Below are 26,721 nucleotides of genomic sequence, written 5' to 3'. Positions count from 1 at the left end.
TCGAGGAAAAGCGGCATGACGCGTGAGAACCTGCGACGGGCGGTCCGCCTCGGCGTGGCGGCGGGCGGGCTGGCGGCCCTGGGCCTCTCCGGCTGCGCCACGCGGCCAGAGCGCACGCCGGAGAACAGCGGCATGGCCACATGCCGCGCGGAAGACATGGTCTACTGCAAGGAGCTGGCGGGCTACACGCACCGCAGCCTCGGCCCGGCCCAGATCGAGTACATCGCGCCCGACGGTAAGCTTTATCTTTGGGTCAACGACCGGATCACCAAGGGCTATTGGGAGATCGGCCACGGCCTCGGCACCTTCATGTGCTACAACTACGGCGGCCCCAGCAATTGCAAGCTACTCAGCGTGGAGCGTCGCAAGAAGGACGAGAGCGTCCCCGGCGATCCGCTCCGGCTCGCCGAACGTCCAACCGCGCCGCTGGCGTTGGAGTTTTTCGACAGCCGCACAATCGTGCAACTGGTCGCGGAGGTTGACGGGGCGAAGCCGACGGCGGCTGGACGGTGACGGCTGGAACTGTTTGGGCCGCACATTTCGCCGGCGTTTCACCAGACACTGGCCGTGCGCCGGGCCCTTGCTGGGTGGGGCGTAGGCCCTCGCCCCGCTCTGGCTGTTCTGGCTCGTCCCGATCGCCGGCGCGACAATCGCCAGCGTGCTCGCCCGCTAACTCTACGCCGACGGTGCGATCGTGGACAACACGGCGGTGGACGAGCGCGGGGTGGCGTGAGGAGAACGAGTGAGGCAGCGTAGCATGTACCGCTCTTTGCGCAAACGCAGGAGGGACATGCACCTGATCTTGATGACCATTCATAAGCGGTCCAACAAACGTCTTATCTCGGCGATCAAGAAATCGACGTCTGGATTTGATTTGCGCTTTGCCCTTTTCCAGTCGATTGCTTTCTCTCTGATCGTTCTGCACATCAAGATAAATTCCGCCTTTTGTGAATGGCTCCATATGTCAAAGTATTTCCGAGCTATTTCGCTAAAGGCGCGTCCTGTTTTAAATGGGTAATGGCGGTTGTTGTCGAACCAAATCTGGCGGTTGAGGGCATCTCCGGCAGACTTAAATATGTCGAATGCAAGATCGGAGTTCGTTGCCTCAAGGGCTTTCTTCATCTGATATCGAGCGAAGTAGTTGTCGATGCGTATGAGGTTCGGGCGGTCACGGACCCGCTCGCGAGCGTACGCATTTTGGAACGCAGTTTCGGCGCGGTCTAGGCTGCCATGTATAGTGCATGCGATTCCGTACTGAAGCCAGTAATCGGGATTGTTTTGTGAATTGCCAAAGGGCCGAATAAGTTCATAGTAATTAACTATTGTCGCAAATTTGTTTTCGCCCTGGAAAAGTGGCTCAACGGATCCATATCGTGTGACATCTATCGCCACTTGCTTGAAGTTATCACTTCCGATCGAGTTGTTAGATGCAGATCGATATATATCCGCTAGGATGTTTGCTACGGTTGCGTCACTAGCGAACATGCTGAGCAAGGCGGCACTAGCCAGACCAGATCTGAGTTTGATTTGAGTGGCATCTGTAGTAACGAAGTGTTCGATCGCCTCACGGTATGTTGCAAGCAGAGACCTGACATTTGTGATGCCATGGAAACTTTGCCAGTCGTTTATTACAAAGTCATGCCCAAGGACATTCATAATAAAAGCGGTGGCGAAAAACCGAGTTGCATTCACATCCTGGCTGATTGGCTCCAGCAGGCGTTTGATTTCGGCTCTCACATGCTGTGATAAGACCAATTCCAACAAAAGTTTATACAATGAAGAACTAAAATTCGTATGAATCTTTCTTCGTCTATTTTTCGGGGATTCGCCAGCATCGTCACCCCAAAGACCAGCAAAGTTTATTAGATTGTCAAACTCCGCAATCTCAGCCTCGTCGAGGCGCTCTAGTACAATTTCTCCATAGTCTCCTTCGGGAAATATATCGGTGATTAATCTCTCCATATACTCATGGACGACCAATCTTTCAGTCAAAATGGCGCGGTGGTTAGCCGGCCTTTGGGAGACGTAAAATTTAATTTCATCAATGTATCTTCTGTAACCGTCAAATACTACACAGACGGGGTCCGTATTGCGGCACAGTTCCCCCAACTCTTGGCGTAAGTCGCGTCCTGATCGCGCAACGTAGACGGTGTATCGGCCTTTTATCAGGTTTTTGGCGAGCTGTAGCGCCGCGAAGGTCTTGCCAGACGCTATCTCTCCGACGATAAACACGTCCCGCGCCGGATGTGTCCGGCTCCTCTCAATGAAGTCGGACACTTGTGTTCGATTGATTAGATAACTAAGACTTTCATTGATCTGAACGTCTTGAATTAAGCTGTATAAAGGAACTTGCCCGAATATAAGCTGGTTGTACACCTCAGTTGCAGCGCTGGGGTGTGAGCGATTTTTTGCTTCTGACAAGTTCGAAAGAAAGTTAAATGCACTAATCATTGATCGAGGCTGATACGTTGTCACAATATCCGTAAGGGACGTCCATATACCCTCGACTCCCACACTAAGTACAGTCCCATACTGCGACATCGAGCCAACCTCGATCTCGTCGGCGTTTGGTGCAACGACAAAAGTCGTTTTCGCCTTGATGGCGGGATCTTCAATCAGAATACGAGCGATATCCAGATCGTAAAGACTATAGCCAATAAATACCACGGATCGCGCGTTGCTAATGTCTGATCGAAAGTGGTGCGCCCACGCGCTGCTCGAAAAATTTGAGGTAGAGTAGCTCGCATCCGTCAGCAAAAGCTCGCCGGCGATATTATGTGGAGAGACATGATTGATGTATCCATTAAGGTGTACAATTGCCCCGTGGGGGACATTCTTTACCGATCGTCTTAAGTCATATACGTTATGTTCGTTCTTAAAATTCTTTGCGACCTCTATCGCATTATCATAATTCGTCGTGTATATACGAGTCCAATTAAGTTGGAGGAGATCGCGATATATTTTGTCTACACGCGAAGTGCTCAATAATCTGTGCAGAAAATTATAGAGCTCGTCGGATCCTTCGGTTCTTACATAGTGGCCAGTAAGCTGTGCTAAAGAATGACGATCATTCGTAGTCTTAATCTTCCAGCGGAGGAGCTTGGTGAGGTCAGCTCCGTTCGGTAGGGGCTGCCCATCTTTGTTTTCAGCGAGATGCGAAGCCCCTGCACCCACAAACAAAATGGCGTTGCCATCGATAGCATTTCTAAACGCATCTTCAAGCGATGTGAAATCAGCAGTGACGGGCATGCAACCCTCCAAGAACACCATCCGGAAGATACGGTGAGTTTGGTCATGGCAGTCAAGTGGAGGTGAGGAACTAGGCGCCGTAAATCCACCGTGCGATCGCCAACTCAAAGTGACGTGGGAAAAAATCCTTGATCGCGCCCTCTTCCCTCGTGCTCTCCTCCCACCACTCTTCGCCGTCGGGAGGCGTGTCTGGGCCGGCCGGCCATGCGGGGAGGGCGGCGCCTGCGGCGGGATGACCGGATGTCGCCGCCCCGGGACGCCTGAGTTGTTGGGCGCTTCCGCGGGCGGTCATTCCTGCGCCTTCGCGCAGACATTCATGTCTTGGACATCCGCCGCGGCGGACGGAAAGTGAGGCGTGGATGCCCGCGAAGGCGGGCATGACCATGCGGGTGGCCCTTCGGAGCGCGCCCGAGGTGTGACGAGGCGGGCGGCCGAGGCCTGCCCAAGGGGCCTGACGGGGAGGGCGGTCCGCCCGGCGGTCAGACCTGCCGGCACGGTCCGCGCAAAAAATCTACTTCAACCGCACCAGCACACTGCCCTTGCCGGTCGAACTGCGTTCGACCTCGAACAAGCCGGTGGCCTCCACCAGATCGCTGAGGCGGGCGAAGCCGTAGTTGCGGGAGTCGAACTCCGGCGAGCGCTTGGCGATGTGGCTGCCGATCGCGCCGAGGCTGGCCCAGCCGGAGTCTTCGGCGACCGCGGCGAGGGCCGAGGTGAGCAGGGCGCGCGCGGGCGCGTCGACGGCGTCGCCGCGCCGCGGCTGCGGCTTCGCCGCGGGGCTCGCGACCGCGGCAGCCGGGACGGCCGGCTTCGAAGCGCCCTTGGCGGGCGCCGGCGCGGCGGCCTTTGCGGCTTCCTTGTCCGAGGCCTTGGCCCCTGTTTTGGCCGCCGGTTTGCCGGCCGGCGGCGTCGCCGCGGCGGGGTCCGGCGCGGTGGGCGCCTTCGGGGCCGGGACGGCGAGCCCGCCCGGCTGCGCCAGCACGTCGAAAAAGACGAACTTGTCGCAGGCGGTGATGAACGGGCGCGGCGTCTTGCGCTCCCCGAAGCCGTAGACCAGCACGCCCTGCTCCCGCAGCCGCGAGGCGAGGCGCGCGAAGTCGCTGTCGCTCGACACCAGGCAGAAGCCGTCGAACCGGCCGGTGTAGAGCAGGTCCATGCCGTCGATGATCATCGCCCCGTCGGTGGCGTTCTTGCCCGTGGTGTAGGCGAACTGCTGGATCGGCTGGATCGAGTGCTCCAGCAGGCACTGCTTCCAGCCGCCGAGGTTGGGCTTGGTCCAGTCGCCGTAGATGCGCTTCACGCTGGCGGTGCCGTAGGTCGCGATCTCGGCGAGCAGGCCCTCGACGATCTTCGGAGAGGCGTTGTCGCCGTCGATCAGCAGGGCGAGGGTCGCCGAGCGGTCGGCGGGGTCGGCGGGGCGCGGCGGGGTGCGGAGGGTCATGCGCGGACCATGCGTCGCCGCGCGCGCGGCGGCAACCGGAGAGCTGGGGGAAGGCGGCCTCCAAGACGCCGCAGGGCGCGCCGCCGCTTCGCCGTCATGCCGGCGCGGAGGCGGCGGGCGGACGGCCGTCGTCACCTTTCCTTCATCGTTCCGGCCTTTCTGCGGCGCGTCCGAGGAACGGCGGGGGCTCAGACGCGTTCTGGCATGCAAGGGCGAACGGCGCGGGCATCCGCGCCAGGGGGCGAACGAACGTCATGGCGGAGACTTCCGACACGCAGGGGCGGGGCTTCGCTCCGGCGAACCCGCTGGTCACGGCGGCCTGCGCGGCCGTCATCGGCTGCATCGTCGTGGGCGTGCTCTACGTGGGGCGCGATCTGCTGATCCCGCTCGCGCTCGCGCTGCTGCTGAGCTTCGTGCTGTCGCCGCTGGTAGGCCGCGCGAAGAAGCTCGGCGCGCCGCGCACGCCGGCCGTGATCGTGGTCGCGCTGTCGGCGTTCCTGCTGCTGTTCGGCCTGTCGGCGATCATCGCGGGGCAGGTGGGGCAGCTCGCGGCGGACCTGCCGCAGTACCAGTCCACCATGCGGCAGAAGGCGCAGTCGGTCCGCGAGATCACCGGCGGCAGCCGCACGCTGGAGCGCGCGGGCGAGCTGCTGCAGAGCCTCGGCCAGGAGCTGAACGCCCCCGCGGCGGGCGGCCGCACGCTCGGGCCGGACGGCCGGCCGATCGAGGCCGAGCGCAAGCCGGACCAGCCGCTGCCGGTCGAGATCCACTCGCCGCCGCCGACGCCGCTGCAGAACCTGCAGGCAATCCTGGAGCCGCTGGTCCACCCGCTCGCGACCACCGGCATCGTGCTGATCTTCGTGATCTTCATCCTGCTGCAGCGCGAGGACCTGCGGAACCGGCTGATGAGCCTCGCCGGCGCCCACGACATCCAGCGCACCACAGCCGCGCTCGACGACGCCGCGAAGCGGCTGAGCCGGCTGCTGCTGACCCAGCTCGCGATCAACATCGCCTTCGGCGTCGGCATCGGCTGCGGGCTGGCGCTGATCGGCGTGCCGAGCGCGGCGCTGTGGGGCATCCTCGCCGCGGTGCTGCGCTTCGTGCCCTACATCGGCGCGATCATCTCGGCGATCTTCCCGCTGGCGCTCGCCGCCGCGGTCGATCCGGGCTGGAGCATGCTGATCTGGACCGCCGTGCTGTTCGCCGTGGTCGAGCCCATCGTCGGCCACGTCGTCGAGCCGCTGGCCTACGGCCGCAGCACGGGCTTGTCGCCGGTCGCGGTGGTGGTCGCCGCCACGTTCTGGACGGCGCTGTGGGGCCCGATCGGCCTGGTGCTCGCGACGCCGCTGACGGTCTGCCTCGTCGTGCTCGGCCGCCACGTGCAGGCGCTGCGCTTCCTCGACGTGATGTTCGGCGACCGGCCGTCGCTGTCGCCGCCCGAGCTGTTCTACCAGCGCATGCTGGTGGGCGACCCGGCCGAGGCGGCCGAGAAGGCCGAGGAGTTCCTGCGCGAGCGTTCGCTCTCGGCCTATTACGAGGAGGTCGCGCTGCCGGGCCTGATGCTGGCGAGCCGCGACGCGCTGAGCGGCGCGCTCGACGAGCGCCGCATCGCGACGGTGCGGGCGGCGGCGGACGAGCTGGTCGAGGATCTCGACGAGTGGGACGACGCGGACCCGCAGCCGCCGGTCGATCCCACACAGGACATGGAGTCGGTCGACGCGGTGGAACGCGCCGACGCCGACGCCTCCGCCGCGGCTCTGCCGGACGCGAGCCCGGCCCGCCCGCTTAGGGTGCGGTGCGTCGGCGCCCGCGGGGCGATCGACCAGGCGGCCGCGGGCGTCGTGCGGCAGGTGCTCGAGAAGCACGGCATGGCCGCCGCCCTCGAGGCCGACGACTTTCTGTCGACGACCAGCGTGGTCGAGCTCGACGGTCCGGAGCGCACGGTGATCTTCCTCGCCTCGCTCGCGCCGAGCGAGGCGCATCTGCGGCTCGCGGTGCGCCGCATCCGCCGGCGCGCGCCGGGCGCGACGGTCGTGCTCGGCTGCTGGAGCATCGAGGGCGAGGCGGGCGAGACCGCCATGCGCCGAGCCGGCGCCGACGCCGTCGGCCGCAGCCTGCCCGAGGTGGTCGCGCTCTGCCTCGCCGCCGGCGAGCCCCAGCCGGAGACGGGCCTCGCGGAAGGGCCGGTTCTCGCCGCCGTAACGTGACGTCGGGCCGGCGCGTACCTACATCCCCACCCGACGACACCCCTGATGGAGGCGCCCGAGATGCTGGACGAGGTCTACGAGGTCACCCGCACCGACGAGGAATGGCGCGCGCTGCTCAGCCCGGAGCAGTACCAGGTGATGCGCCGCCACGGCACGGAGCGGCCCGGCAGCTGTTCGCTGCTGCGCGAGAAGCGGCCGGGCGTCTTCGCCTGCGTGGGCTGTGGCCAGCCGCTGTTCCGCTCGGGCGAGAAGTTCGAGAGCGGCACAGGCTGGCCGAGCTTCGACGCGCCGATCGACGGCGCGCTGGGCGAGACCGTCGATCGCAGCCACGGCATGACGCGCACCGAGGTGCACTGCGGCCGGTGCGGCAGCCACATGGGCCACGTCTTCCCCGACGGCCCGCCGCCGACCGGCCTGCGCTACTGCATCAACGGGGTGGCGCTGGCGTTCGAGCCGGATTGACGGACTTGGGCGGCGCGTTGCGTCCCGGCCCCGCATCGGTCGTCTAGGGCTCGGTCTTCATGGATCTGCTGCCGATCCTGCCGATCGTCGTCGGCCTGTGGTGCGTGGCCTATCTCGTCCGCGCCGTCGACTTCGCCCGCCGCGGCGGCCCCTTCGCGACGGGCTGGGCGGCGAAGGCGACGCTCGTGCTGCTCGGCGTCGGCGCGGCGGCGGCTCTGGACTCCGACACGGCGCTCTATGGCGTCTCGGCGGCCTGGGCGCTGCTGCTGGTCGTTCCGGCGCTCGCCGCGCAGGGGCAGGCGCGGGAGCTTGCGCGCCTGCGGTTCGAGCGCGCGGGCGTCTACGCGCAGATCGTCCGGCTGCTGCATCCCGTCGACGGCTGGCGCGGCGCGCCGGGCCTGATGCGCGCCCTCGCACAAGCGCAGGCGGGCGACGCCTCCGTCGTCCCCGACCTGCGGCGCCGGCTCGAGGCGGACGACCTTCCCGTCGGCGCCCGGCCCTATGTCTGGGGCGAGATCGCGCGGCTGACGGGGGATTGGGACGGGCTGCTCGCCGTTCGCGGGCCGAAACTCCCGGCGACGGAAGGTCTTCGGCTGCGGGCGCTCGGCGAGACCGGCCGCCTTGCGGAGCTGGCGGCGGAGCACGCTCGGCTGGAGGAGCCGGATCCCTTCGCCGATCTCATGCTGTTCGCGTTTTCCGGCCGCACGCGCGGCGTCGCGGCCCTGATCGACGGCGAGCCCTTTGCGGTGTTGAACCCGGGCGCGAAGGCCTTCTGGCGCGCGACGGCGGCGCTCGTCGCCGACGCCGGCGACGCCGCCGCGCGCGCCCAGGTCGAGGCGACCGCGTCGGGCCCGCAACGGGACGTCTTGATCGCCCGCAGGCTCGGCGGCCGGCTCGGCGCGCGCGCGGCGCTCGACCCCGAGACCTCGGCCGCGATCGACCGTCTCGAGGACGCCGTCGTCTCGGCGATGGCCGCGACGGTTCCCGCCGTCCGGCGTCGGCCGATCGTCACCGCGGCGCTGATCGCGGCCAACGTCGCGGCCTTCGGCGCCGAGATGGCGGTCGGCGGATGGGGCGGGCCGACCGATCTCGACACGCTGTACCAGCTCGGCGCGCTGTGGCCGCCCTCCGTGCTGGAGGACGGCGAGTGGTGGCGGCTCGGCTCCGCCATGTTCCTGCATTTCGGCGCTCTGCATCTCGCCCTGAACATGCTGGCGCTCGCCGCCTTCGGGAGCCGGGTGGAGCTGAGGGCCGGGCCCTGGCGCATGGCGGCGCTCTATGCGCTCGCGGGCCTGGGCTCCATGGCGGGCGTGGTCGCGCTGGGCGCGATCCGCGGCGCGGAGCCGGATCTGCTCATCGGCGCGTCGGGCGCGATCTTCGGCGTGGTCGGCGCCTTCGGCGCGCTGCTGGTCGCGGACGTCCGGGAGGGCCGGCGCGGCGCGCGCCGGAGGCTGATCGAACTCGGCGCCATCGTCGCGCTTCAGATCGTGTTCGACGCGCTGACGCCCGAGATCAGCATGTCCGCCCACGCCTTCGGCTTTGTCCTCGGCCTCGTCGCCGGGCTGGCGCTTTTCGGCGTCACTCGCCGACGTAGCTGACGCGGTAGACCGCGCCGTTGTGGTCGTCGGAGACCAGCAGCGATCCGTCCGACAGCGGCTGAACGTCGACGGGGCGGCCCACGTACTCGTCGTTCTGCACGAAACCGCTGAGGAACGACTCGACCCCGGTCACGCGGCCCATGCCGTCGCGCAGCACGGCCACCACGTCGGCCTGCTTGCGCGCCCGATTCCAGGGGCCGTGGCGGGCGACGAAGATGGCGTTGTGGTATTTTTCCGGAAATGCCGTCCCCCGGTAGAAGCGCATGCCGAGCGGCGCGGCGTGCGGACCGAGCAGCGCCTCCGGCGGCGTGAACTCGGCGCAGGAGCGCCCCGCGCCGAAGGCCGGATCCGGCAGCAGGCCGGAGTGGCAGTAGGGGAAGCCGAAGTCCTGACCGGGCTTCGCGACGCGGTTCAGTTCGTCCGAAGGCTCGGGATTGGTCAGGCCGTCGCGCTGGTTGTCGGTGAACCAGAGATCGCCGGTCGTCGGGTCGAAGTCGAACCCTACGGAAAACCGTATGCCGCGGGCGACCGTCTCGACCCCGGTCCCGTCGAGGTTCATGCGGAGGATCCGGCCGTGGGCGTCGTCGGGCCGGCACACGTTGCAGGGCGATCCGACCGTCACGTAGAGCTTGCCGTCCGGGCCGACCTTCACCGCCTTCCAGCTGTTCGGCGCCTCGGCCGGAAACGCGTCGTAGACCACCGTCGGTTCGCCGGGCCGGTCGATCCGGTCCTCGATCGCGTCGAAGCGGAGGATCTTGCGCGGCGTCGCGACGTAAAGCGCGCCGCCGGAGACCTCTATCCCGTTCGGCAGCGGCGTGTCGTCGAGCACGACATGGACGGCCCGCCCGCCCGCCGGCGTCTTCACCAGCGCGTAGACGCGGTTCGCCACGAACAGCGAGGAGACGAAGACCGTGCCGCGCGGACCCTCGCGCAGCATGCGCGCGTCCAGCACGTCGCTCGCGAAGGTCTCGACCTTGAAGCCGGGCGGCGCCCTGAGCTTCGGGGTCGGCAGCTCGTCCGCGGGGGTCGCGGCCGGGAACACCGAGGGCGGCGCGAGCCGGCGCGAGCTTTCGGACGGCGGCCGGCCGATCGCCCAGAAGTCCTCCGCGGCGGCGGCCGGCGACAGGGCGGCGACCAGCAGCAGGGCGGCCGCGGCGAGGCGGCGGATGGGTTCGAGCGTCGCTATGGCGGTCCGTCTCCAGCGGCCGCCGCGTCCGAAGCGGCGGCCTGTCGCGCGCGACGCTAGCTTCGCCGAGGCCCATCGCCAAGCACAACTGCTGACGGTTGCGCGGCCCCGGAGGTGAGCGCAGGATCGCCGCGCACGGGCCGCCATAAGGCCCGGCTCAGGGAGTGAAACAGACATGCGAAAATCGCGTCTTTGCGCCGCGACGGCGCTCGCCCTTTCGTTTTCGATCCCCGCGCTGGCGGCCGACGACGCCCTCGACAAGCTCGGCGGTTTCCGCACGACCGGAACGAGCCTCGACATCCCTCAGGTCGAGCAGGGCGGCAAGAAGGCCGAGAACCTCAAGGCGATCGCGCAGAAGATCAGGGTTCCCGACGGCTTCAAGGTGGAGCTCTACGCCATCGTGCCGGACGCGCGCCACATGGCGGTCGGGACCAACGTCGGCGTCGTCTTCGTCGGCACCCGCAAGACCAAGGCCTACGCCGTCACCGACCGCGACGGCGACCACGTGGCCGACGAGGTGAAGGAGTTCGCGCCGTCGCTGAAGAAGAACGTGCCGAACGGCATGTGCTTCACCAAGGACGGCTTCCTCTACGTCATCGAGCACAACCGCGCGCTGCTCTTCCCGGCGGCGGAGTTCTTCTACGAGAGCCCGGACGTCGCGGTCGCGGTGATCGCGGAGCAGCTGGTCCCGAAGGAGGACGAGAGCTTCAACCACGGCGCGCGCACCTGCGCGATCGGCCCAGACAACAAGCTCTACATAACGCTCGGCCAGCCGTTCAACGTGCCGGCCAAGGAGAAGCTCAAGGGCTTCGCGGAGGCCGGGATCGGCGGGATCATCCGCATGGACCGCGACGGCAAGAACCGCGAGGTCTTCGCGCGCGGGATCCGCAACTCCGTCGGGCTCGACTTCAACCCGGCGAACGGCGAACTCTGGTTCACCGACAACCAGGTGGACGGCATGGGCGACGACATCCCGCCCGGCGAGCTCAACCGCGCGCCGAAGCCCGGCATGAACTTCGGCTTCCCCTGGTACGGCGGCGGCAAGATCCGCACGGTCGAGTACAAGGACGACGAACCGCCGGCGGACGTGACCTTCCCGGAGGTGGAGTACGCCGCGCACGCGGCCGATCTCGGCATGCGGTTCTATGCGGCGGAGCAGTTCCCGGAGAAGTGGCGCGGCGGGATCTTCGCCGCCGAGCACGGCTCCTGGAACCGGACCAAGCCGGTCGGGGGACGGATCATGTTCACCTCGGTGAAGGCGGACGGCTCGGCGGACAAGACCGAGGTCTTCGCCGAGGGCTGGCTCGATCCGAAGACCGGGCGCTATCTCGGCCGCCCCGTGGACGTCGCCATCGCGCTGGACGGGTCTATGCTCGTCTCCGACGATCTGTCGGGCGCGATCTGGCGCATCTCCTACGGCGAGTGATGCGCGCGCGGAAACTCCTCGCGGGCCTCGCCGTCCTGTCGCTCACAGCGGCGCCGGCGTTCGCCGACGCCGCTGCGGGCAAGGACAAGGCGCAGGCCTGCGCGGCCTGCCACGGGCTCGACGGTCTGTCGCAGATGCCGAACGCGCCGCACATCGCGGGGCAGCCGGAGATCTACCTCAAGGCGCAGCTCGAGGCGTTCCGGTCCGGCGCGCGGGTGAACGAGATGATGTCGGTGGTCGCCAAGGGCCTGACCGACGAGGACATCGACGACCTCGTCGCCTGGTATTCGGCGATCGAGGTGACGGCGAAGCCGCCGGAGTGAGGCGTCCGCGCCTCGCGCCTCCGCGAAACGTTAAGCGGTTGCCGGCATAGAGACGGTGGCGCCCCAGATTCGCCTCATGGCGGGCGGATCGGGGCGCGATCGTTTCCGGAGACCTCCATGCGCCTGGTCCGCCTGCTCGCCGTCGCCGTCGCCCTCGGCCTCGCGCCCTTCGCCGTGCAGGCGGCGGACGTGGAGCCGCGCCTGACGATCGTCGCGCCGGACCCCTCGGCGCGCACCGTCGCCCTGACGCTCGACGCCTGCTCCGGCGCAACCGACCACCGGGTGCTCGACATGCTGGTGGCGGACGCCATCCCCGCGACGGTGTTCGTCACCCACCGCTGGATCCGTTCGAACCCGGCCGGCCTCGCGACCCTGAAGGCGCATCCCGAGCTGTTCGAGATCGAGAACCACGGCGAGAACCATGTGCCGGCGGTGACCGACGTCGCGCAGGTGTTCGGCCTCAAGACCGCGGGATCGCTGGAGGCGGTCCGCGCCGAGGTCGCCGGCGGCGCCGCGGCGGTCGAGGCCGCGACGGGCGTGCGCCCGCGCTGGTACCGCGACGCGACCGCCCGCTACAGCCGCGACGCGGTCGCCGAGATCAAGGCGCAGGGGTTCGCGATCGCGGGCTACTCGCTGAACGCCGACATGGGCGCCTCGCTGATGGCGCCGACCGTCGCGCGACGGGTGGCGGCCGCGAAGTCCGGCGACGTCATCATCGCCCACATGAACCAGCCCGGCCGGGCGGCGGGGGAGGGGCTCGCGGCGGGCCTCAGGGCGCTGAAGGCCGCCGGCGCGCGGTTCGTGCTGCTGAAGGACGTCGAGACGCGGTCGGAGGACGGCCCGGAGACGACGATCGCCGGGCGGAAGGCGGCGCCCGCCCTGCCGGGCGCGGCGCCGAAGAGGGCCAAGACGTCGTAGCGCTTCGAAAGACGTCCTGAAGTTCAGAGGCCGTTCGCGAAGTCGTAGAGCAGCTTCATGTTGAGCGCGACGATGATCGCAGCGGTGACGCCCGCCGCGACGCTCATCCAGCGCGGCGCGACGAAGGCGCCCATCTTCGAGCGGCTGGCGGTGAACCATACCAGCGGGATGACCGCGAAGGGCAGCTGCAGGCTCAGCACCACCTGGCTCATCACCAGCAGCTGCGACGTGCCGCTCTCGCCGTAGAGCAGCACCACGACGATTGCCGGCGTGATCGCGATGGCGCGGGTGATCAGCCGGCGCAGCCAGGGCGCGAGCCGGATGCGCAGGAAGCCCTCCATCACCACCTGGCCCGCGAGCGTCGCGGTGATGGTCGAGTTCAGGCCGCAACAGAGCAGGGCGACGCCAAAGGCGGTCGCGGCCACGGCGCCGCCGAGCAGAGGCCCGAGCAGCGTGTGCGCCTCCCCGAGCTCCGCCACTTCGGTGCGGCCGTTGGCGTGGAAGGCGGCGGCGGCGAGGATCAGGATCGAGGCGTTGATGACGAAGGCGAAGACCAGCGCGATGGTCGAGTCCGTCGTCGCGTAGCGGATCGCCTCGCGCTTGCCGGCGTCGGTGCGCTCGTAGCCGCGGGTCTGCACCACGGAGGAGTGCAGGTAGAGATTGTGCGGCATCACCGTCGCCCCGACGATGCCGAGGGCGATGTAGAGCATCGCCGGGTTCTTCACGAGCTCTGTGGTCGGCGCGAGGCCGCGGATGATCGCGCCGAAGTCCGGATCGGCCATCGCGAGCTGCACCGCGAAACAGGCGGCGATCACGAACAGCAGGCCGATGACGAAGGCCTCGATCCAGCGGAAGCCGACCCGCTGCAGCAGCAGCACGAGGAACACGTCGAGCGCGGTGAGCACCACGCCGATCTCGAGCGGGATGCCGAACAGCAGGTTGAGGCCGATCGCGGTGCCGATGACCTCGGCGAGGTCGGTGGCGCAGATCGCGGCCTCCGCCAGGATCCACAGCGCGAAGGCCACGGGCTTCGGAAAGGCGTCGCGGCAGGCCTGGGCGAGGTCGCGGCCCGCGCCGACGCCAAGCCTGGCGCACAGCGCCTGCAGCAGCATCGCCATCAGGCTCGACAGCACGACCACCGCCATCAGCGCGTAGCCGAACTGGGAGCCGCCCGCGAGCGAGGTCGCCCAATTGCCGGGGTCCATGTAGCCGACCGCCACGAGGTAGCCCGGCCCCACGAAGGCGAGGAAGCGCCGCAGCGGGGTGCGCCCGCGCACGCCGACCGAGCCGTTGACCTCCGCAAGCGACGCCTCGCCCGGGCGGCCGCGCCATCCGGAGAAGGGAGAGTCGGGCAGACGCTCGGTCAGTTCGGTCATCGGGACGGACTCGCTGGCAGGGAACTACGGCAGCCAAGAACGATAATCGTTTGCAACAACCTCCTGTGCAAGTGGTTCGCAAAAGCAATTCCGCATCTGCGAAGGAGCGCTGGCGTCTGGCATGCAAGAAAGAGAGCGTTCCAGGGGGCTTTAGGTTCCGCCGCCGCCGCGTCGCAGCATCGCTCTGCGACAACTTGCCATTGAACGAAAGGCGTGCAAGGTCCCTAATGCCGGGCGGACAGGGGCCCTAAATGGCCCTCGGGGGACCCGGCGGATACGCGGAGAACGACGCATGACGAAGTGGGTGCTGACCTTCGGCGACGGACGTGCGGAAGGCCGCGCCGAGCTGCGTGAGCTGCTCGGCGGCAAGGGAGCGAACCTCGCCGAGATGGCGAACCTCGGGCTCCCTGTGCCGCCTGGATTCACCGTCACCACCGAAGTCTGCACCCATTATTACGCCAATGGGCGGAGCTATCCCACCGAGCTGCAGGCGCAGGTCGACGCAGGCCTCGACCACATCCAGGCGATCACCGGCCGCGTCTTCGGCGACGCCGTGAACCCGCTGCTGGTCTCCGTCCGCTCCGGCTCGCGCGCCTCGATGCCGGGCATGATGGACACGATCCTCAACCTCGGCCTCAACGACCAGACGGTCGCGGGCCTGGCCGAGGGCTCGGGCAATCCGCGCTTCGCCTACGACAGCTACCGCCGCTTCATCCAGATGTATTCGAACGTCGTGCTCGGCGTCGGCCATCACTCCTTCGAGGACATCCTCGAGACCGCGAAGGAGAAGAAGGGCGTCGTCGAGGACACCGACCTCACCGCCGACGATCTCCTCGCCCTGGTCGCCTCCTACAAGGCGAAGGTGCTGAAGGAGACCGGCGAGCCCTTCCCGCAGGACCCGCGCGACCAGCTCTGGGGCGCGATCGGCGCCGTGTTCTCGTCGTGGATGAACGCCCGCGCCATCACCTACCGCAGGCTCAACGACATTCCCGAGAGCTGGGGCACGGCGGTCAACGTCCAGGCCATGGTGTTCGGCAACATGGGCGACACCTCGGCCACCGGCGTCGCCTTCACCCGCAACCCTTCCACCGGCGAGAACCGCCTCTACGGCGAGTTCCTGGTGAACGCGCAGGGCGAGGACGTCGTCGCCGGCATCCGCACCCCGCAGCCGATCACCGAGGCCTCGCGCATCGAGGGCAATGTCGCGGCGCCGTCGCTCGAAAAGCGGCTGCCGGAGGTCTTCACCGAGTTCGTCCGCGTGTCCAACGTGCTCGAGAAGCACTACCGCGACATGCAGGACCTCGAGTTCACGGTCGAGCGCGGCAAGCTGTGGATGCTGCAGGCCCGCAACGGCAAGCGCACCGCCAAGGCCGCCCTCAAGATCGCAGTCGATCTGGCGAGCGAAGGCTTGATCACCCGCGACGAGGCCGTGGCGCGCATCGATCCGCCGTCGCTCGACCAGCTGCTCCATCCGACAATCGATCCCAAGGCCGAGCGCAAGGTGATCGCGACCGGCCTGCCGGCCTCGCCCGGCGCCGCGCAGGGCGAGCTGGTGTTCTCGTCCGAAGACGCCGAGGTCGCGGTCGCGGCCGGCAAGAAAGTCATCCTCGCCCGCACCGAGACCTCGCCGGAAGACATCCACGGCATGCACGTCTCGGAGGGCATCCTCACCACCCGCGGCGGCATGACGAGCCACGCGGCGGTGGTCGCCCGCGGCATGGGCAAGCCCTGCGTTTCGGGCGCGGGCATGCTCCGCATCGACGAGAAGTCCGGCACACTCACCGTCACCGGCCGCGTGTTCAAGGCCGGCGACGTCGTCACCATCGACGGCTCCACGGGCCAGGTGCTCGAGGGCGCCGTCGCCATGGTGCAGCCGGAGCTTTCCGGCGATTTCGCGACGCTGATGCGCTGGGCCGACGAGGTGCGCCGCATGGGCGTGCGCGCCAACGCCGAGACGCCGGACGACGCGCGCGCCGCGCGCCGCTTCGGGGCCGAGGGCATCGGCCTCTCCCGCACCGAGCACATGTTCTTCGACGAGAGCCGCATCGTCTCGGTGCGCGAGATGATCCTCGCCGACGACGAGGCCGGCCGCCGCAAGGCGCTCGGCCAGCTGCTGCCGTTCCAGCGCGCCGACTTCGTCGCGCTGTTCGAGATCATGAAGGGCCTGCCCGTCACGATCCGCCTGCTCGACCCGCCGCTGCACGAGTTCCTGCCGCACACCGAGAAGGACATGGCGGAGGTCTCCGCCGCCATGGGGGTCGACGTCGAGAAGCTGCGCGCCCGGGCCGCCGAGCTGTCGGAGTTCAACCCGATGCTCGGCTTCCGTGGCTGCCGTCTGGCGATCGCCTACCCCGAGATCGCCGAGATGCAGGCGCGCGCCATCTTTGAGGCCGCCATCGAGGCCGCCAAGTCCACCGGCGCGCCCGTGACGCCCGAGGTGATGGTGCCGCTCGTCATGGGCCGCCCGGACTTCGACTTCGTGAAGGCGCGCATCGACGCCGTCGCGAAGCTGGTCGAAGAGGAGACCGGCGAAAAGCTCGTCTACCAGGTCGGCACCATGATCGAGCTGCCGCGCGCCTGCCTGAAGGCGGACGAGATCGCCGAGACCGCGGAGTTCTTCTCCTTCGGCACCAACGACCTGACGCAGACCGCGCTCGGCATCAGCCGCGACGACGCGGCGACCTTCCTGAAGCACTACACCGACAAGCACCTGCTGCCGTCCGACCCGTTCGTGACGATCGACCGCGAGGGCGTCGGCGAACTCGTGGTTCTCGGCGTCGAGCGCGGCCGCGCCGTGCGGCCCAAGATCAAGCTCGGCATCTGTGGCGAGCACGGCGGCGATCCCGCCTCCATCGCCTTCTGCGAGGAGATCGGGCTCGATTACGTCTCCTGCTCTCCCTACCGCGTGCCGATCGCCCGCCTCGCCGCGGCCCAGGCCGCACTGAAGGCGAAGAAGGCCGCGACCAAAAAGGCCGCCGTGGCGTAACTGCCCCTGCGGGCGGCTCCGCCCGGTACGGCCCGCGGCGCACGTCTCCGCCGGTCGTGTCCCGGCCTGCACAGGCCCGCCCTCGTGTCCCGGCCTTGAGCCGGGACCCAGAAGCCCGACGTCGCCGACCTGATCCCTCGGCGTCGTTGGGCCTTGGTCTAAAACCGCAGGGGGTCTGGGTCCCGGCTCAGGGCCGGGACACGAAGGCTGAGGTCGTATCCGGGTCGCGTCCTGGCGGTTTCGTCCCGGAGCGCTCGTCCGGGTGCGGACGGACGCTGATCAGTCTCTCGTTACAATGGAAACCTCGCTTGCCAGCGTAATCCGCCGGGCTTTCCATCCGTAGACGAAGGAACGACACGGCGGGCGGAGTCGTTCTGACGGAAACGCGGCGACGATCGCGATCGGCGAGGATCGAGAGGACTTCATGGCTTTGAGCGAGGCGCGGGCCCAAGCGGCCCGCTCGGCCGTGCACGAGCGCTATGCGAGCGTTCGCGACCACAGCCGCCGGCTGGCGTCTCCGTTGAGCGACGCGGACGCGACCGTCCAGTCGATGGCGGACGCGAGCCCGGCCAAATGGCACCTGGCGCACACCACCTGGTTCTTCGAGACCATGGTGCTGAAGCGTTTCGCAGCGGACTACGCCGTCTTCGACGCGCGCTTCAACTTCCTGTTCAACTCGTACTACGAGACCATCGGCGCCCGGCAGCCCCGCCCCAAGCGCGGCATGATCACGCGCCCGTCGCTCGACGAGATCATGGCCTACCGGGCGCATGTGGACGCCGCGATCGAGGGGCTCCTCGACGGCGACGCCGACCCCGCGGCGGAAGAACTCGTCGAGTTGGGCTGCCATCATGAGCAGCAGCATCAGGAGCTTCTGCTCACCGACATCCTGCACCTGTTCGCCCAGAGCCCCGTGCGCCCCGCCTACCGCGACGGCTCGGCGCCGGAGGCGGTTCAGGAGGCGGCGCCGGCGGACTGGATCTCGTTCGACGGCGGGATCGTCGAGATCGGCCATGACGGCCGCGGCTTCTCCTTCGACTGCGAGGGGCCGCGCCACCGCGCGCTGCTGGAGCCGTTCCGGCTGGCGGACCGGCTGGTCACGAACGGCGAATGGCTGGAGTTCATGGCGGAAGGCGGCTACCGCGATCCGCTGCTGTGGCTCGCCGACGGCTGGGCGCAGATTCTCGAACATGGCTGGGCCGCGCCGTTCTACTGGGAGGAGGGCGACAGCGGCTGGCGGTCGATGACCCTGCGCGGCATTCAGCCGATCGACCCCGCCGCCCCCGTGACCCACGTCAGCTACTTCGAGGCCGACGCCTTCGCGACCTGGGCCGGCAAGCGCCTGCCGAGCGAAGCGGAATGGGAGCATGCCGCCGCGTCGCTTTCGATCGCGCCCTCGTCCGACCCGCGACGGCTCCGGCCGCGGCCGGCGTCGGGCGAGCCGGGACTCAAGCAGATGTTCGGCGAGGTCTGGCAATGGACCCGCAGCCCCTTCACGCCCTATCCCCGCTTCAAGCCGGCCGAGGGCGCGGTGGGCGAGTACAACGGCAAGTTCATGTGCGGGCAGTTCGTGCTGCGCGGCTCGTCGGTCGCGACGCCGCCGGAGCATGCGCGGGCGACCTACCGCAACTTCTTCCCACCCGACAAACGCTGGCAGTTCTCGGGTCTTCGCCTGGCTGAGGACATCTGATGCTGGATCGCGCGCCGCTGCAGGCCGCCCAGCGCGAGGCGTTTCGCGCCGACGTGCTGGAGGGGCTGTCCAAACCCGCCAAGACGCTGCCGAGCCGGTGGCTCTACGACGACCGCGGCTCCGAGCTGTTCGAGGAGATCACGCAGCTTCCCGAGTACTATCCGACGCGGACCGAGACCGCGATCCTCCGGGCCGAGGCGGAGGCCATCGCGGCCTTCTGCGGGCCGCGCGCGACGCTGATCGAGTATGGCGCGGGCGCGGGCGTGAAGACGGAGATCGTCCTGGCGGCGCTCGACAACCCGGCGAGCTACGTGCCCGTCGACATCGCCGGCGATTTTCTCGCGCTCTCCGCCGAGCGGCTCGAGCAGCGGTTTCCGTGGCTCGAAATCCGCCCGGTGGTCGCCGATTTCACCGACGATTTCGACCTGCCGTCGGACCTGCCACGGCTCAACCGCCGCATCGGCTTCTTCCCGGGCTCCACCATCGGCAACCTCTCGCCGGCCCAGGCGGTGGCCTTCCTCGCCCAGGTCGGCGCCCATGTCGGCGACGCCGGCCGCGCGGTCGTGGGCGTCGATCTGGTGAAGCCGCTCGACCGGCTGGTTCCGGCTTATGACGACGCCGCCGGCGTGACGGCGGCGTTCAACCTGAACCTGCTCGTCCGCATCAACCGCGAACTCGACGGAACCTTCGACCCCGCGCGCTTCGCCCACGAGGCGCGCTGGAACGCGGAGGAGCAGGCGATCGAGATGCACATCAGGAGCCTCGCGCCGCAGGTCGTGGCGGTCGCCGGACGCGAGATCGCTTTTGCGGAGGGTGAGACGATCCACACCGAAAGCTCGCGCAAGTATGGCGTCGACGCCTTCGTGGCGCTCGCCGCGGAGGCGGGCTGGCGCGCGGGCGAGGTGTGGCGCGACGCGGACGGGCTGTTCGCCGTCGTTGGGCTGAAGCGGGCGGCCTAGAACCGGTAGTTCAGGCCGACCCGCACCTGGCCGCCCGAGGGGTCGACGCCGACGTCGCCGCCTGCGTTGAAGGTTTTCCGGTCGAGATCGACGTAGACGTACTCCGCGGTGGCGGAGAGCCGGTCGAACAGCCGCACCTCGACGCCGGCTCCGACGAGCCAGCCCGCCTGCAACGCGCTGTCGCGGCGTCCGGCCCGGACGTAGTCGGTCGCGGCGAAGGCGGCGCCCACCGTTCCGTAGGCCATGAATCGGTCGAAGGCGTAGCCGATGCGCGCGCGAATCTCGCCGGCCGCCTCGACCTCGTAGCGCCCGCCGTCGCGGCGCGTGTCCATGTCGCTCGCGAGCAGGCCGCCATCGACGCCGACGACCACGTCGTCGAAGCGCCAGTCGTAGCCGACCGATGCGCCTGTGAGCGCGCCGCGGCCGCCGAGCGATCCGTAGCCTGCGAAGATCCCCGCCCGCGGCCCGCTCCAATCGAACGCCGGGGGACCCGCAGCCGCCGTCGCAGCGTCCGCCGCCAGGGCGTGGGACGCGCCGGCGAGAACGATCAGCGCGGGCAGGGGCAGCAGGCGGAGCAGCATCGGCGGGGGATCCGGGTGCGACAGCGACGTCGTCAGGATACCTCCGCGAGGCGACCTTTCGGTTAACGCAAGCTTGCTGCGGCCGCTAAAGTTTCCCTGAGTCAACGGAACCTTAACACAGGCGCGCGGCGTAAAAAGAAACCCCCGCGCGAGGGAATCGCGCGGGGGTTCGGAGATCCGTCGAGCTGCGGGAGCGGCGCAGGATCACCACATGTTGTTGAACTTGTACGCCACGCCGCCCATCAGGCGGTTCTCGGTGGTGGAGCTCTTCACCTTCGTGCCGGCGATGTTGAACTTGTCGCTGCCGTAGTCGGTGTAGCGGTACTCGACGCGCGCCGTGACGTTGTCCGTCACCGCGCTCTCGGCGCCGACGCCCACGGTGTAGCCGACGGCGGTCTTGCTGTCGTGACCGGCCACGGCGCCGCTCGAGGCGGAGACCTTCTGGTCGGCGTAGGCGACGCCGCCCGCGCCGTAGGCGAGGAACTTGTCGAAGGCGTAGCCGACGCGGGCGCGGGTCGCGCCGTTCCACTTCTTGTCGGTGCGGATGGTCGTGCGCACGCCGCTCTTGCGGTCGTCGCCGCCATCGTAGTTGAAGTCGGTCTCGACGCCGACGACGACGGGCGAACCGTCGAACTGGTAGTTGTAGCCGGCGTAGGCGCCGACGATCCCGCCGTTCGGCTTGGTGTCGGGCGTGTTCTTGTTCTTCGACTTCGACCAGCCGTAGCCGGCCTGGGCGCCGAGATAGGCGCCGGACCAGCTGTAGCCCTGCGCCGGCGCGGCGTAGTCGGCTGGGGCGCTCTCGTAGGGCAGGTCGGCCGCGAAAGCGGCGGGAGCCACGAGCGCGACGGCTGCGGCGGCGATGACGGTGCGGATCATTGGGGGGCCTCGATACTCAACAACCGGACGGGATGAGGGGCGCGTCCGTACGCGAAACGACACGGTTCAGGCGCCAGCGTTTCTGCCGGCGTTGACCGGACCGTAGCGGCCATTCGTTAGCGATGCGTGAAGGTTATCGCGGGGTGAAAGGATATCGCTGTTGCGGCCGAGCATGGCTTTCATGCATTTGCGAAGCAACGCGCGCACGAAAAAAGCCCGCGGCGAGGCCGCGGGCTTTTCAGGAACGATCCGGGCGACCGAAGTCGCCCGGGCGTTATCAGAACGGGCTGGTGAACTTGTAGGCCACGCCGCCCATGACGCGGTGCTCGGTGTACTTCGACTTGGTGTCGAAGCCATTGAAGTTGAACTTGTCCTTGCCGTAGTCCGCATAGCGGTAGTCGGCGCGGATCGAGACCTCGTCGGTCGCAGCGTACTCGACGCCGCCGCCGACGGTCCAACCGAAGGCCGTGGTGTCGTCCTTGCCGGCGCCACGCACCTTGATCTCACGGTCGGCGTAAGCGACGCCGGCGGTGCCGTACGCGAGGAACCGGTCGAACGCGTAGCCGAGGCGAGCGCGGGTCGCGCCGTTCCAGTCCGTCGTGGCGCGGGAGAAGGTGCGCTTGGCGTCGATGTCGGCGTAGTTGAAGTCGGTCTCGATGCCGATCACGACCGGCGAACCGTCGAACTGATAGTTGTAGCCGGCGTAGCCGCCGACGACGAGGCCATCAGCCTTGCGGTTGATGGTGCGGCCCCAGCTGTAGCCAGCCTGAGCGCCGATGTACGGGCCGGTCCAGGTGAAGGACGGCACGGCGACGGCGGCCATCGGAGCTTCGTAGGCCGGGAGATCCGCAGCCATAGCGGCGGGAACCACGGCGACGACCGCTGCAGCCGAGGCAGCGCCGAGAAGGAAGCGACGGATCATTTTGAGTACCCTCTTACTGATGTTCAGCCTGAACGCATCCAGGCTCGGTGTCTGCCATTTAAGGGGAAAGGCCGCCGAAGTGCAGTGCCTAAACTGCAACAGTGATCAATCTTCGGGCCAAAGCCTCTACTCGAAACGGACAGCTACGCGTGGTGACAACCGACAACGATTTACATCAATCGCCAGTGATTTTACCTGCTAAACGAAATCGCAGGTCAGGCCCAACCGAATGACCGATAAACCTTACCAGCCGGTTGAGAATTTATATCCGACACCGAGCATCACCCGGTTCTCGGAAAGATCAGATTTCACACGGCTCCCAGCCACGCTGAACGTGTCTGTCCCGTAATCGGAGTAGCGATACTCGACGCGGGCGGTGACGTTATCGGTCACCGCAGCCTCGACGCCGCCGCCGATGGTCCAGCCGATCGCGATGGTGTCGTCGGACCCGCCCGCGGCGCCCTGCGCCTTTATCTCGTGGTCGGCGAAAGCGAGGCCGCCAGCGCCATACACGAGAAAGCGATCAAATGCATACCCGATTCGACCGCGCACCGCGCCGGTGTATCCAATGTCGTTCCGGATCCGCGCATCAGGCGCGCCGGTGAAGCCGGCGGTGGCCCGCCGAGCGTCCGCGTCGCTCCAATTGATGTCGGCCTCGAGGCCGACCACGATCGGGGAGCTGTCGAACTGGTAGCTGTAGCCGGCATAGCCGCCGAGGCTGACGCCGTCAGGCTTGGAGCCGGGCGACACGCCGTTCACGCGGTTGTCAGCGTCGAACCAGCCATATCCAGCCTGCAGACCAATGTAGGGTCCGGTCCAGCTGAACGACGGAACGGGGGCGACCGCCGTCGTCGGCTCGTAGCTCGGCATATCGGCCGCCATGGCGAAACCGCCGGACGCCAGCACGATTGCGATGCTTCCGAGACTGGAAGAGATCTTCATTTCCACCCGACTCCTGCGGCGCAGGCCCATTTCACGGACTGCAGCCAGGACCCCCAAACGCCGATTACGACGAGAACGCGGGGCATGCCCAAAAGTTCCGGACGCATCCCGTCCGGTTCGAGGTTTTTTGTGACGCCGCTTTGAGGCCCTTTCGAAACCCGAATGTGGCCGGCGGTGGACGGAAATAAGACGGCGGCCGTCGTGACGTTCCTGCCACACCGGCCTTGGCGCCCTGAGTCTCTCGCGGTGGGCGGCTTTCCTGAGGGAGTCGGACACGAGTCCACGCCCGTGGCGGGAGAGGATCGGCGGCGAGCTGCGCGTCGTAAAACGATGGGCAAAGCGAGCGAGCCGAAACCGGGTTCGCGGATTTGAGGATGGTGCGGCATGGCGAACGGCGTCGGGGCGGCGTTGATCACGGGGGCGGGCAGGCGGATCGGCGCCGCGATCGCCGAAGCCATGGCGCGGGAGGGGCGCCCCGTCGCGATCCACTGCCATGGGTCGGCCGAGGAGGCCGAGGCGACGGCGCGGCGGATCGCCGGGCGGGGCGGCCGGGCGGCCGTCGTCGCCGGGGATCTCGCCGATCCGGCCACCCTGGAGCGTCTCGTGCCGCAGACCGCAGAAGCCCTCGGCGGCCCCCTTGAGGTCCTGGTCAACAACGCGTCGATCTTCGAGGAGGATGGAATCGGCGCGCTCGAGGTCGCCGCGTGGGACCGGCAGATGGCGATCAACCTCCGCGCTCCGGTGTTTCTCGCCCAGGCCTTCGCGGCGCAACTGCCCGCGAACGTCGGCGGCTGCGTGGTCAATGTGATCGACCAGCGCGTGCTCAAGGCCACCGGCCGCTTCGTATCCTACACGCTGTCGAAAAGCGCGCTGCTGACCGCCACCGAGACGCTTGCGCTTGCGCTCGCGCCGCGCGTCCGGGTCGTCGGCGTGGCGCCGGGACCCACGCTCGCGAACGCGCGGCAGTCCGCGGAGGCCTTCGCCCGGCAGGCGGAGGCGACCCCGCTGGGCCGGGGTCCGACGCCCGCCGAGATCGCTCGGGCCGTACTGTTTCTGCTCGAGGCGGAGAGCGTCACGGGGGTCATGCTGCCGGTCGACGGCGGCCAGCATCTCGCGCCGGATCGCGACGACGACTGAGGCGCCTCGCGGAATCGCCTCCCGTCGCTTAAATTGGCGGCTCCATGACCGATGACGACCGCCCCCAGATCGAGCCTGACGCGCTCGACGACGACGAGCTTTTCCCTGTCGAGGAGCGCGCGACCGCGGAAGCGGCGCTCGAGGCCGCGCCGGAGAACCTGCGCCGCGGCGTCGAGGTCATCCGCTCCCATCTGAAGCACCTGCCGAACGGGCCGGGCGTCTACCGCATGTTCGCGGCCGAGGGCGACGTGCTCTACGTCGGCAAGGCGCGCAGCCTCAAGAAGCGGGTCGCGAACTACGCCCGCGGCATCGGCCACAACACCCGCATCGCCCGCATGATCGCCGAGACGGCGGCGATGGAGTTCGTCTCGACCGAGACCGAAACCGAGGCGCTGCTGCTCGAGGCGAACCTGATCAAGCGGCTGCGCCCCCGCTTCAACGTGCTGATGCGGGACGACAAGTCGTTCCCCTACATCCTGATCTCGTCCGAGCACCCGGCGCCGCAGATCGCGAAGCACCGCGGCGCGCGCACCCGCAAGGGCGACTACTACGGACCCTTCGCTTCGGCCGGCGCGGTCGGGCGCACCATCGACGCGCTGGAGCGCGCCTTCCTGCTGCGCTCCTGCGCGGACAGCTATTACGAGCGGCGCACGCGGCCCTGCCTGCTGCACCAGATCAAGCGCTGCTCCGGCCCCTGCACCGGCGAGATCGCGCTCGAGGATTACGCCGTGCTGGTCGAGGAAGCGCGCGACTTCCTCTCCGGCAAGAGCGACCGGGTGAAGACCGAGCTGGCGCGCGCCATGGACCAGGCCTCGGAGACGCTCGATTTCGAGCGCGCCGCCGTCTACCGCGACCGGCTGGCCGCGCTCGCCGCCATCCAGTCCAACCAGGGCGTCAACCCGCGCTCGGTGGAGGAGGCCGACGTCTTCGCGATCCACGCCGAGGGCGGGCAGCACTGCATCGAGGCGTTCTTCTTCCGCGCCTACCAGAACTGGGGCGCGCGGGCCTATTTCCCCAAGGCCGACAAGTCGCTGGAGACCGGCGAGGTGCTGGGGTCGTTTTTGTCTCAGTTCTACGACGCCGAGGAGCCGCCGCGGCTTGTGCTGCTGAGCGAGGATATGGAAGACCGGGCGCTGCTGGCCGAGGCGCTGACGATCCGCTCCGGCCGCAAGGTCGAGGTCGCGGTGCCCGCCCGCGGCGAGAAGAAGGAGCTGGTCGACCGGGCTCTTTCGAACGCCAGGGAGGCGCTCGGCCGCAGGCTGGCGGAGACCTCGACGCAGGCGCGGCTGCTCGCCGGCGTCCAGGCCGCGTTCGAGCTCCCGGTCCTGCCCCAGCGAATCGAGGTCTACGACAACAGCCACATCATGGGGACGGCCGCGGTCGGCGGCATGATCGTGGCCGGGCCCGAAGGCTTTCTGAAGAACCAGTACCGCAAGTTCAACATCAAGCCGGAGGACCTGACGCCCGGCGACGACACCGGTATGATGCGGCAGGTGCTGCGCCGGCGCTTCTCCCGCTTGCAGAAGGAATCGCCGCGCGACGCCGAGGGCAGAAAGCCCGAGGGCGCGCCGCCGTGGCCGGACCTGGTGCTGATCGACGGCGGGCAGGGCCAGCTCAAGGCGGCGCGTGAAACGCTGAAGGAGCTCGAGCTCGAGGGCGTGCCGCTGGTCGGCATCGCGAAGGGCGTCGACCGCGAGGCGGGGCGCGAGACCTTCTTTCTCGAAGGCAAGCAGCCGTTCCGCATGCCGCCGCGGGACCCCGTGCTCTATTACGTCCAGCGCCTGCGCGACGAGGCCCACCGCTTTGCGATCGGCACGCACCGGGCGCGGCGCTCCAAGGAGTTCGTTGCGAATCCGCTCGACGAAGTGCCGGGCATCGGCCCCACCCGCAAGCGCGCGCTGCTGCGCCACTTCGGCACCGCAAAGGCGGTGGCCCGGGCGGGCCTGTCCGACCTCGAGAAGGCGCCGGGCGTCAGCAAGGCCATGGCGAAGACGATCTACGATTTCTTCCACGCTCGGGGCGACGCGGGCTGACCATTCTCGCAAAGCCCCGCGCGCTCAATGAAAGGACCGTTCCATGACCCTCGGGCTCCGTCTGGCCGCCGCCTTCCTCGTCGCCTGCGCGGTCGGGGCGGGCGCGATGATCTACGACCAGACCCGCGGCGCCGACTGGGCGGTCTCGCCCCAGCAGATCGCCGCGGCGAAGGCCGCCGGCCAGGCCGGCGTCGAGACCCGTCCCGGCTCCGTCGCCGTGCTCCCGATCCGGTCCGAAACCGCCGATCTCCTGCCGTTCAAGTGGGCGCTGCTGGGCCTGGCCGCGGGCGCGCTGACCCTGGTCGGCCTGCGTCGGCGGAACCGCGCGTGACCGGCGACGTCCGCCGACGCTCCCGTGTTGACGCCCGCGGACGCGCGTGGTCGTGTCGCCGCCTGACCCGTCAGCATG

21 protein-coding genes are annotated in these 26,721 nt (G+C 68.1%); 13 read left to right on the top strand and 8 right to left on the bottom strand.

Features of this window, described 5'->3' with window-relative positions; translation table 11 throughout:
* Positions 1 to 15: 15 nt before the first annotated feature.
* Entirely contained in the window at positions 16 to 513 is a 498-nt protein-coding gene (locus tag JOD31_RS04515) for a hypothetical protein (RefSeq protein WP_204949079.1), read from the top strand.
* 300 nt (positions 514 to 813) lie between these two features.
* Here the strand turns inward: JOD31_RS04515 and JOD31_RS04510 are convergent, their stop codons facing one another.
* Together JOD31_RS04510 and JOD31_RS04505 are read right to left on the bottom strand one after the other, a co-directional pair.
* On the bottom strand, positions 814 to 3,249 hold the full coding sequence (locus JOD31_RS04510; protein ID WP_204949078.1) for an SIR2 family protein: 2,436 nt from the start codon (positions 3,247 to 3,249) through the stop codon (positions 814 to 816).
* 511 nt (positions 3,250 to 3,760) lie between these two features.
* Entirely contained in the window at positions 3,761 to 4,690 is a 930-nt protein-coding gene (locus tag JOD31_RS04505; protein ID WP_204949077.1) for an NYN domain-containing protein, read from the bottom strand.
* A 254-nt stretch (positions 4,691 to 4,944) separates the two neighbouring features.
* Between JOD31_RS04505 and JOD31_RS04500 the strand changes: the two genes are divergently transcribed.
* The 3 genes from JOD31_RS04500 to JOD31_RS04490 are packed head-to-tail and all read left to right on the top strand — an operon-like array spanning position 4,945 to position 8,957.
* Positions 4,945 to 6,897 carry an AI-2E family transporter gene (locus tag JOD31_RS04500; RefSeq protein ID WP_204949076.1) on the top strand — a complete coding sequence of 651 codons (1,953 nt, stop codon included), beginning with the start codon at positions 4,945 to 4,947 and terminating at the stop codon, positions 6,895 to 6,897.
* A 45-nt stretch (positions 6,898 to 6,942) separates the two neighbouring features.
* Complete coding sequence (msrB, locus tag JOD31_RS04495) at positions 6,943 to 7,359, top strand: peptide-methionine (R)-S-oxide reductase MsrB (protein WP_276512602.1); 417 nt, start codon at positions 6,943 to 6,945, stop codon at positions 7,357 to 7,359.
* 59 nt (positions 7,360 to 7,418) lie between these two features.
* Complete coding sequence (locus JOD31_RS04490; RefSeq protein ID WP_204949075.1) at positions 7,419 to 8,957, top strand: rhomboid family intramembrane serine protease; 1,539 nt, start codon at positions 7,419 to 7,421, stop codon at positions 8,955 to 8,957.
* On the opposite strand, the gene JOD31_RS04485 is transcribed toward JOD31_RS04490, so the two are convergent.
* Positions 8,938 to 10,320, bottom strand: coding sequence for a PQQ-dependent sugar dehydrogenase (locus JOD31_RS04485; RefSeq protein ID WP_246482322.1), 1,383 nt, complete (start codon positions 10,318 to 10,320; stop codon positions 8,938 to 8,940). The two genes, JOD31_RS04490 and JOD31_RS04485, sit on opposite strands and share 20 nt — an antisense overlap.
* Here JOD31_RS04485 and JOD31_RS04480 point away from each other — a divergent pair.
* The 3 genes from JOD31_RS04480 (at position 10,319) to JOD31_RS04470 (ending at position 12,810) form a co-directional block, all read left to right on the top strand.
* Entirely contained in the window at positions 10,319 to 11,569 is a 1,251-nt protein-coding gene (locus JOD31_RS04480) for a PQQ-dependent sugar dehydrogenase (protein WP_204949074.1), read from the top strand. The two genes, JOD31_RS04485 and JOD31_RS04480, sit on opposite strands and share 2 nt — an antisense overlap.
* Positions 11,569 to 11,892 carry a c-type cytochrome gene (locus JOD31_RS04475; protein WP_204949073.1) on the top strand — a complete coding sequence of 108 codons (324 nt, stop codon included), beginning with the start codon at positions 11,569 to 11,571 and terminating at the stop codon, positions 11,890 to 11,892. The genes JOD31_RS04480 and JOD31_RS04475 overlap by 1 nt, the downstream gene beginning before the upstream one ends.
* 117 nt (positions 11,893 to 12,009) lie before the next feature.
* The gene (locus JOD31_RS04470; protein WP_204949072.1) at positions 12,010 to 12,810 is read left to right on the top strand and encodes a polysaccharide deacetylase family protein; all 801 of its coding nucleotides are present in this window, start codon (positions 12,010 to 12,012) and stop codon (positions 12,808 to 12,810) included.
* Between the two features lie 23 nt (positions 12,811 to 12,833).
* Here JOD31_RS04470 and JOD31_RS04465 read toward each other — a convergent pair whose 3' ends face one another.
* Entirely contained in the window at positions 12,834 to 14,186 is a 1,353-nt protein-coding gene (locus JOD31_RS04465) for an Nramp family divalent metal transporter (RefSeq protein WP_204949071.1), read from the bottom strand.
* Between the two features lie 292 nt (positions 14,187 to 14,478).
* Here JOD31_RS04465 and ppdK point away from each other — a divergent pair, with 292 nt between their 5' ends.
* From ppdK to egtD, 3 genes are all read left to right on the top strand, one after another.
* Complete coding sequence (gene ppdK, locus JOD31_RS04460) at positions 14,479 to 17,172, top strand: pyruvate, phosphate dikinase (protein ID WP_204949070.1); 2,694 nt, start codon at positions 14,479 to 14,481, stop codon at positions 17,170 to 17,172.
* A gap of 424 nt (positions 17,173 to 17,596) precedes the next feature.
* Entirely contained in the window at positions 17,597 to 18,862 is a 1,266-nt protein-coding gene (gene egtB / locus JOD31_RS04455; protein WP_204949069.1) for an ergothioneine biosynthesis protein EgtB, read from the top strand.
* Positions 18,862 to 19,821, top strand: coding sequence for an L-histidine N(alpha)-methyltransferase (gene egtD / locus JOD31_RS04450; protein WP_204949068.1), 960 nt, complete (start codon positions 18,862 to 18,864; stop codon positions 19,819 to 19,821). Before egtB ends, egtD begins: the two co-directional genes overlap by 1 nt.
* On the opposite strand, the gene JOD31_RS04445 is transcribed toward egtD, so the two are convergent.
* The 4 genes from JOD31_RS04445 to JOD31_RS04430 form a co-directional block, all read right to left on the bottom strand.
* Complete coding sequence (locus JOD31_RS04445; protein WP_204949067.1) at positions 19,818 to 20,402, bottom strand: outer membrane protein; 585 nt, start codon at positions 20,400 to 20,402, stop codon at positions 19,818 to 19,820. The genes egtD and JOD31_RS04445 overlap by 4 nt on opposite strands.
* 204 nt (positions 20,403 to 20,606) lie before the next feature.
* Positions 20,607 to 21,278 (bottom strand): outer membrane protein, encoded by a 672-nt coding sequence (locus tag JOD31_RS04440; RefSeq protein WP_204949066.1) that lies wholly within the window; start codon positions 21,276 to 21,278, stop codon positions 20,607 to 20,609.
* 277 nt (positions 21,279 to 21,555) lie between these two features.
* On the bottom strand, positions 21,556 to 22,200 hold the full coding sequence (locus JOD31_RS04435; protein WP_204949065.1) for an outer membrane protein: 645 nt from the start codon (positions 22,198 to 22,200) through the stop codon (positions 21,556 to 21,558).
* Positions 22,201 to 22,443: 243 nt separating this feature from the next.
* Positions 22,444 to 23,142: an outer membrane protein gene (locus JOD31_RS04430; protein ID WP_246482321.1), complete on the bottom strand. Its 699-nt coding sequence runs from the start codon at positions 23,140 to 23,142 to the stop codon at positions 22,444 to 22,446.
* Positions 23,143 to 23,526: 384 nt separating this feature from the next.
* Between JOD31_RS04430 and JOD31_RS04425 the strand changes: the two genes are divergently transcribed.
* From JOD31_RS04425 to JOD31_RS04415, 3 genes are read left to right on the top strand one after another with little or no spacing between them, the layout of a single operon-like run.
* A complete protein-coding gene (locus JOD31_RS04425; protein WP_204949064.1) occupies positions 23,527 to 24,279 on the top strand; it encodes an SDR family oxidoreductase in 753 nt (250 codons plus the stop codon).
* 44 nt (positions 24,280 to 24,323) lie between these two features.
* Positions 24,324 to 26,312 carry an excinuclease ABC subunit UvrC gene (gene uvrC / locus JOD31_RS04420; RefSeq protein WP_204949063.1) on the top strand — a complete coding sequence of 663 codons (1,989 nt, stop codon included), beginning with the start codon at positions 24,324 to 24,326 and terminating at the stop codon, positions 26,310 to 26,312.
* Between the two features lie 43 nt (positions 26,313 to 26,355).
* Positions 26,356 to 26,643 carry a hypothetical protein gene (locus JOD31_RS04415; protein ID WP_204949062.1) on the top strand — a complete coding sequence of 96 codons (288 nt, stop codon included), beginning with the start codon at positions 26,356 to 26,358 and terminating at the stop codon, positions 26,641 to 26,643.
* Positions 26,644 to 26,721 lie beyond the last annotated feature (78 nt).

Source organism: Methylopila capsulata, from assembly GCF_016907975.1.
Classification (GTDB): Bacteria; Pseudomonadota; Alphaproteobacteria; order Rhizobiales; family Methylopilaceae; genus Methylopila; species Methylopila capsulata.
This window is presented reverse-complemented; position numbering and strand designations above follow the sequence as displayed.

Bases quoted from the DNA above. Each gene is read 5' to 3' on its own strand.
- JOD31_RS04515 (WP_204949079.1), top strand. From the start codon at position 16: ATGACGCGTGAGAACCTGCGACGGGCGGTCCGCCTCGGCGTGGCGGCG.
- JOD31_RS04510 (WP_204949078.1), bottom strand. From the start codon at position 3,249: ATGCCCGTCACTGCTGATTTCACATCGCTTGAAGATGCGTTTAGAAAT.
- JOD31_RS04505 (WP_204949077.1), bottom strand. From the start codon at position 4,690: ATGACCCTCCGCACCCCGCCGCGCCCCGCCGACCCCGCCGACCGCTCG.
- JOD31_RS04500 (WP_204949076.1), top strand. From the start codon at position 4,945: ATGGCGGAGACTTCCGACACGCAGGGGCGGGGCTTCGCTCCGGCGAAC.
- msrB (WP_276512602.1), top strand. From the start codon at position 6,943: ATGGAGGCGCCCGAGATGCTGGACGAGGTCTACGAGGTCACCCGCACC.
- JOD31_RS04490 (WP_204949075.1), top strand. From the start codon at position 7,419: ATGGATCTGCTGCCGATCCTGCCGATCGTCGTCGGCCTGTGGTGCGTG.
- JOD31_RS04480 (WP_204949074.1), top strand. From the start codon at position 10,319: ATGCGAAAATCGCGTCTTTGCGCCGCGACGGCGCTCGCCCTTTCGTTT.
- JOD31_RS04485 (WP_246482322.1), bottom strand. From the start codon at position 10,320: ATGTCTGTTTCACTCCCTGAGCCGGGCCTTATGGCGGCCCGTGCGCGG.
- JOD31_RS04475 (WP_204949073.1), top strand. From the start codon at position 11,569: ATGCGCGCGCGGAAACTCCTCGCGGGCCTCGCCGTCCTGTCGCTCACA.
- JOD31_RS04470 (WP_204949072.1), top strand. From the start codon at position 12,010: ATGCGCCTGGTCCGCCTGCTCGCCGTCGCCGTCGCCCTCGGCCTCGCG.
- JOD31_RS04465 (WP_204949071.1), bottom strand. From the start codon at position 14,186: ATGACCGAACTGACCGAGCGTCTGCCCGACTCTCCCTTCTCCGGATGG.
- ppdK (WP_204949070.1), top strand. From the start codon at position 14,479: ATGACGAAGTGGGTGCTGACCTTCGGCGACGGACGTGCGGAAGGCCGC.
- egtB (WP_204949069.1), top strand. From the start codon at position 17,597: ATGGCTTTGAGCGAGGCGCGGGCCCAAGCGGCCCGCTCGGCCGTGCAC.
- egtD (WP_204949068.1), top strand. From the start codon at position 18,862: ATGCTGGATCGCGCGCCGCTGCAGGCCGCCCAGCGCGAGGCGTTTCGC.
- JOD31_RS04445 (WP_204949067.1), bottom strand. From the start codon at position 20,402: ATGCTGCTCCGCCTGCTGCCCCTGCCCGCGCTGATCGTTCTCGCCGGC.
- JOD31_RS04440 (WP_204949066.1), bottom strand. From the start codon at position 21,278: ATGATCCGCACCGTCATCGCCGCCGCAGCCGTCGCGCTCGTGGCTCCC.
- JOD31_RS04435 (WP_204949065.1), bottom strand. From the start codon at position 22,200: ATGATCCGTCGCTTCCTTCTCGGCGCTGCCTCGGCTGCAGCGGTCGTC.
- JOD31_RS04430 (WP_246482321.1), bottom strand. From the start codon at position 23,142: ATGAAGATCTCTTCCAGTCTCGGAAGCATCGCAATCGTGCTGGCGTCC.
- JOD31_RS04425 (WP_204949064.1), top strand. From the start codon at position 23,527: ATGGCGAACGGCGTCGGGGCGGCGTTGATCACGGGGGCGGGCAGGCGG.
- uvrC (WP_204949063.1), top strand. From the start codon at position 24,324: ATGACCGATGACGACCGCCCCCAGATCGAGCCTGACGCGCTCGACGAC.
- JOD31_RS04415 (WP_204949062.1), top strand. From the start codon at position 26,356: ATGACCCTCGGGCTCCGTCTGGCCGCCGCCTTCCTCGTCGCCTGCGCG.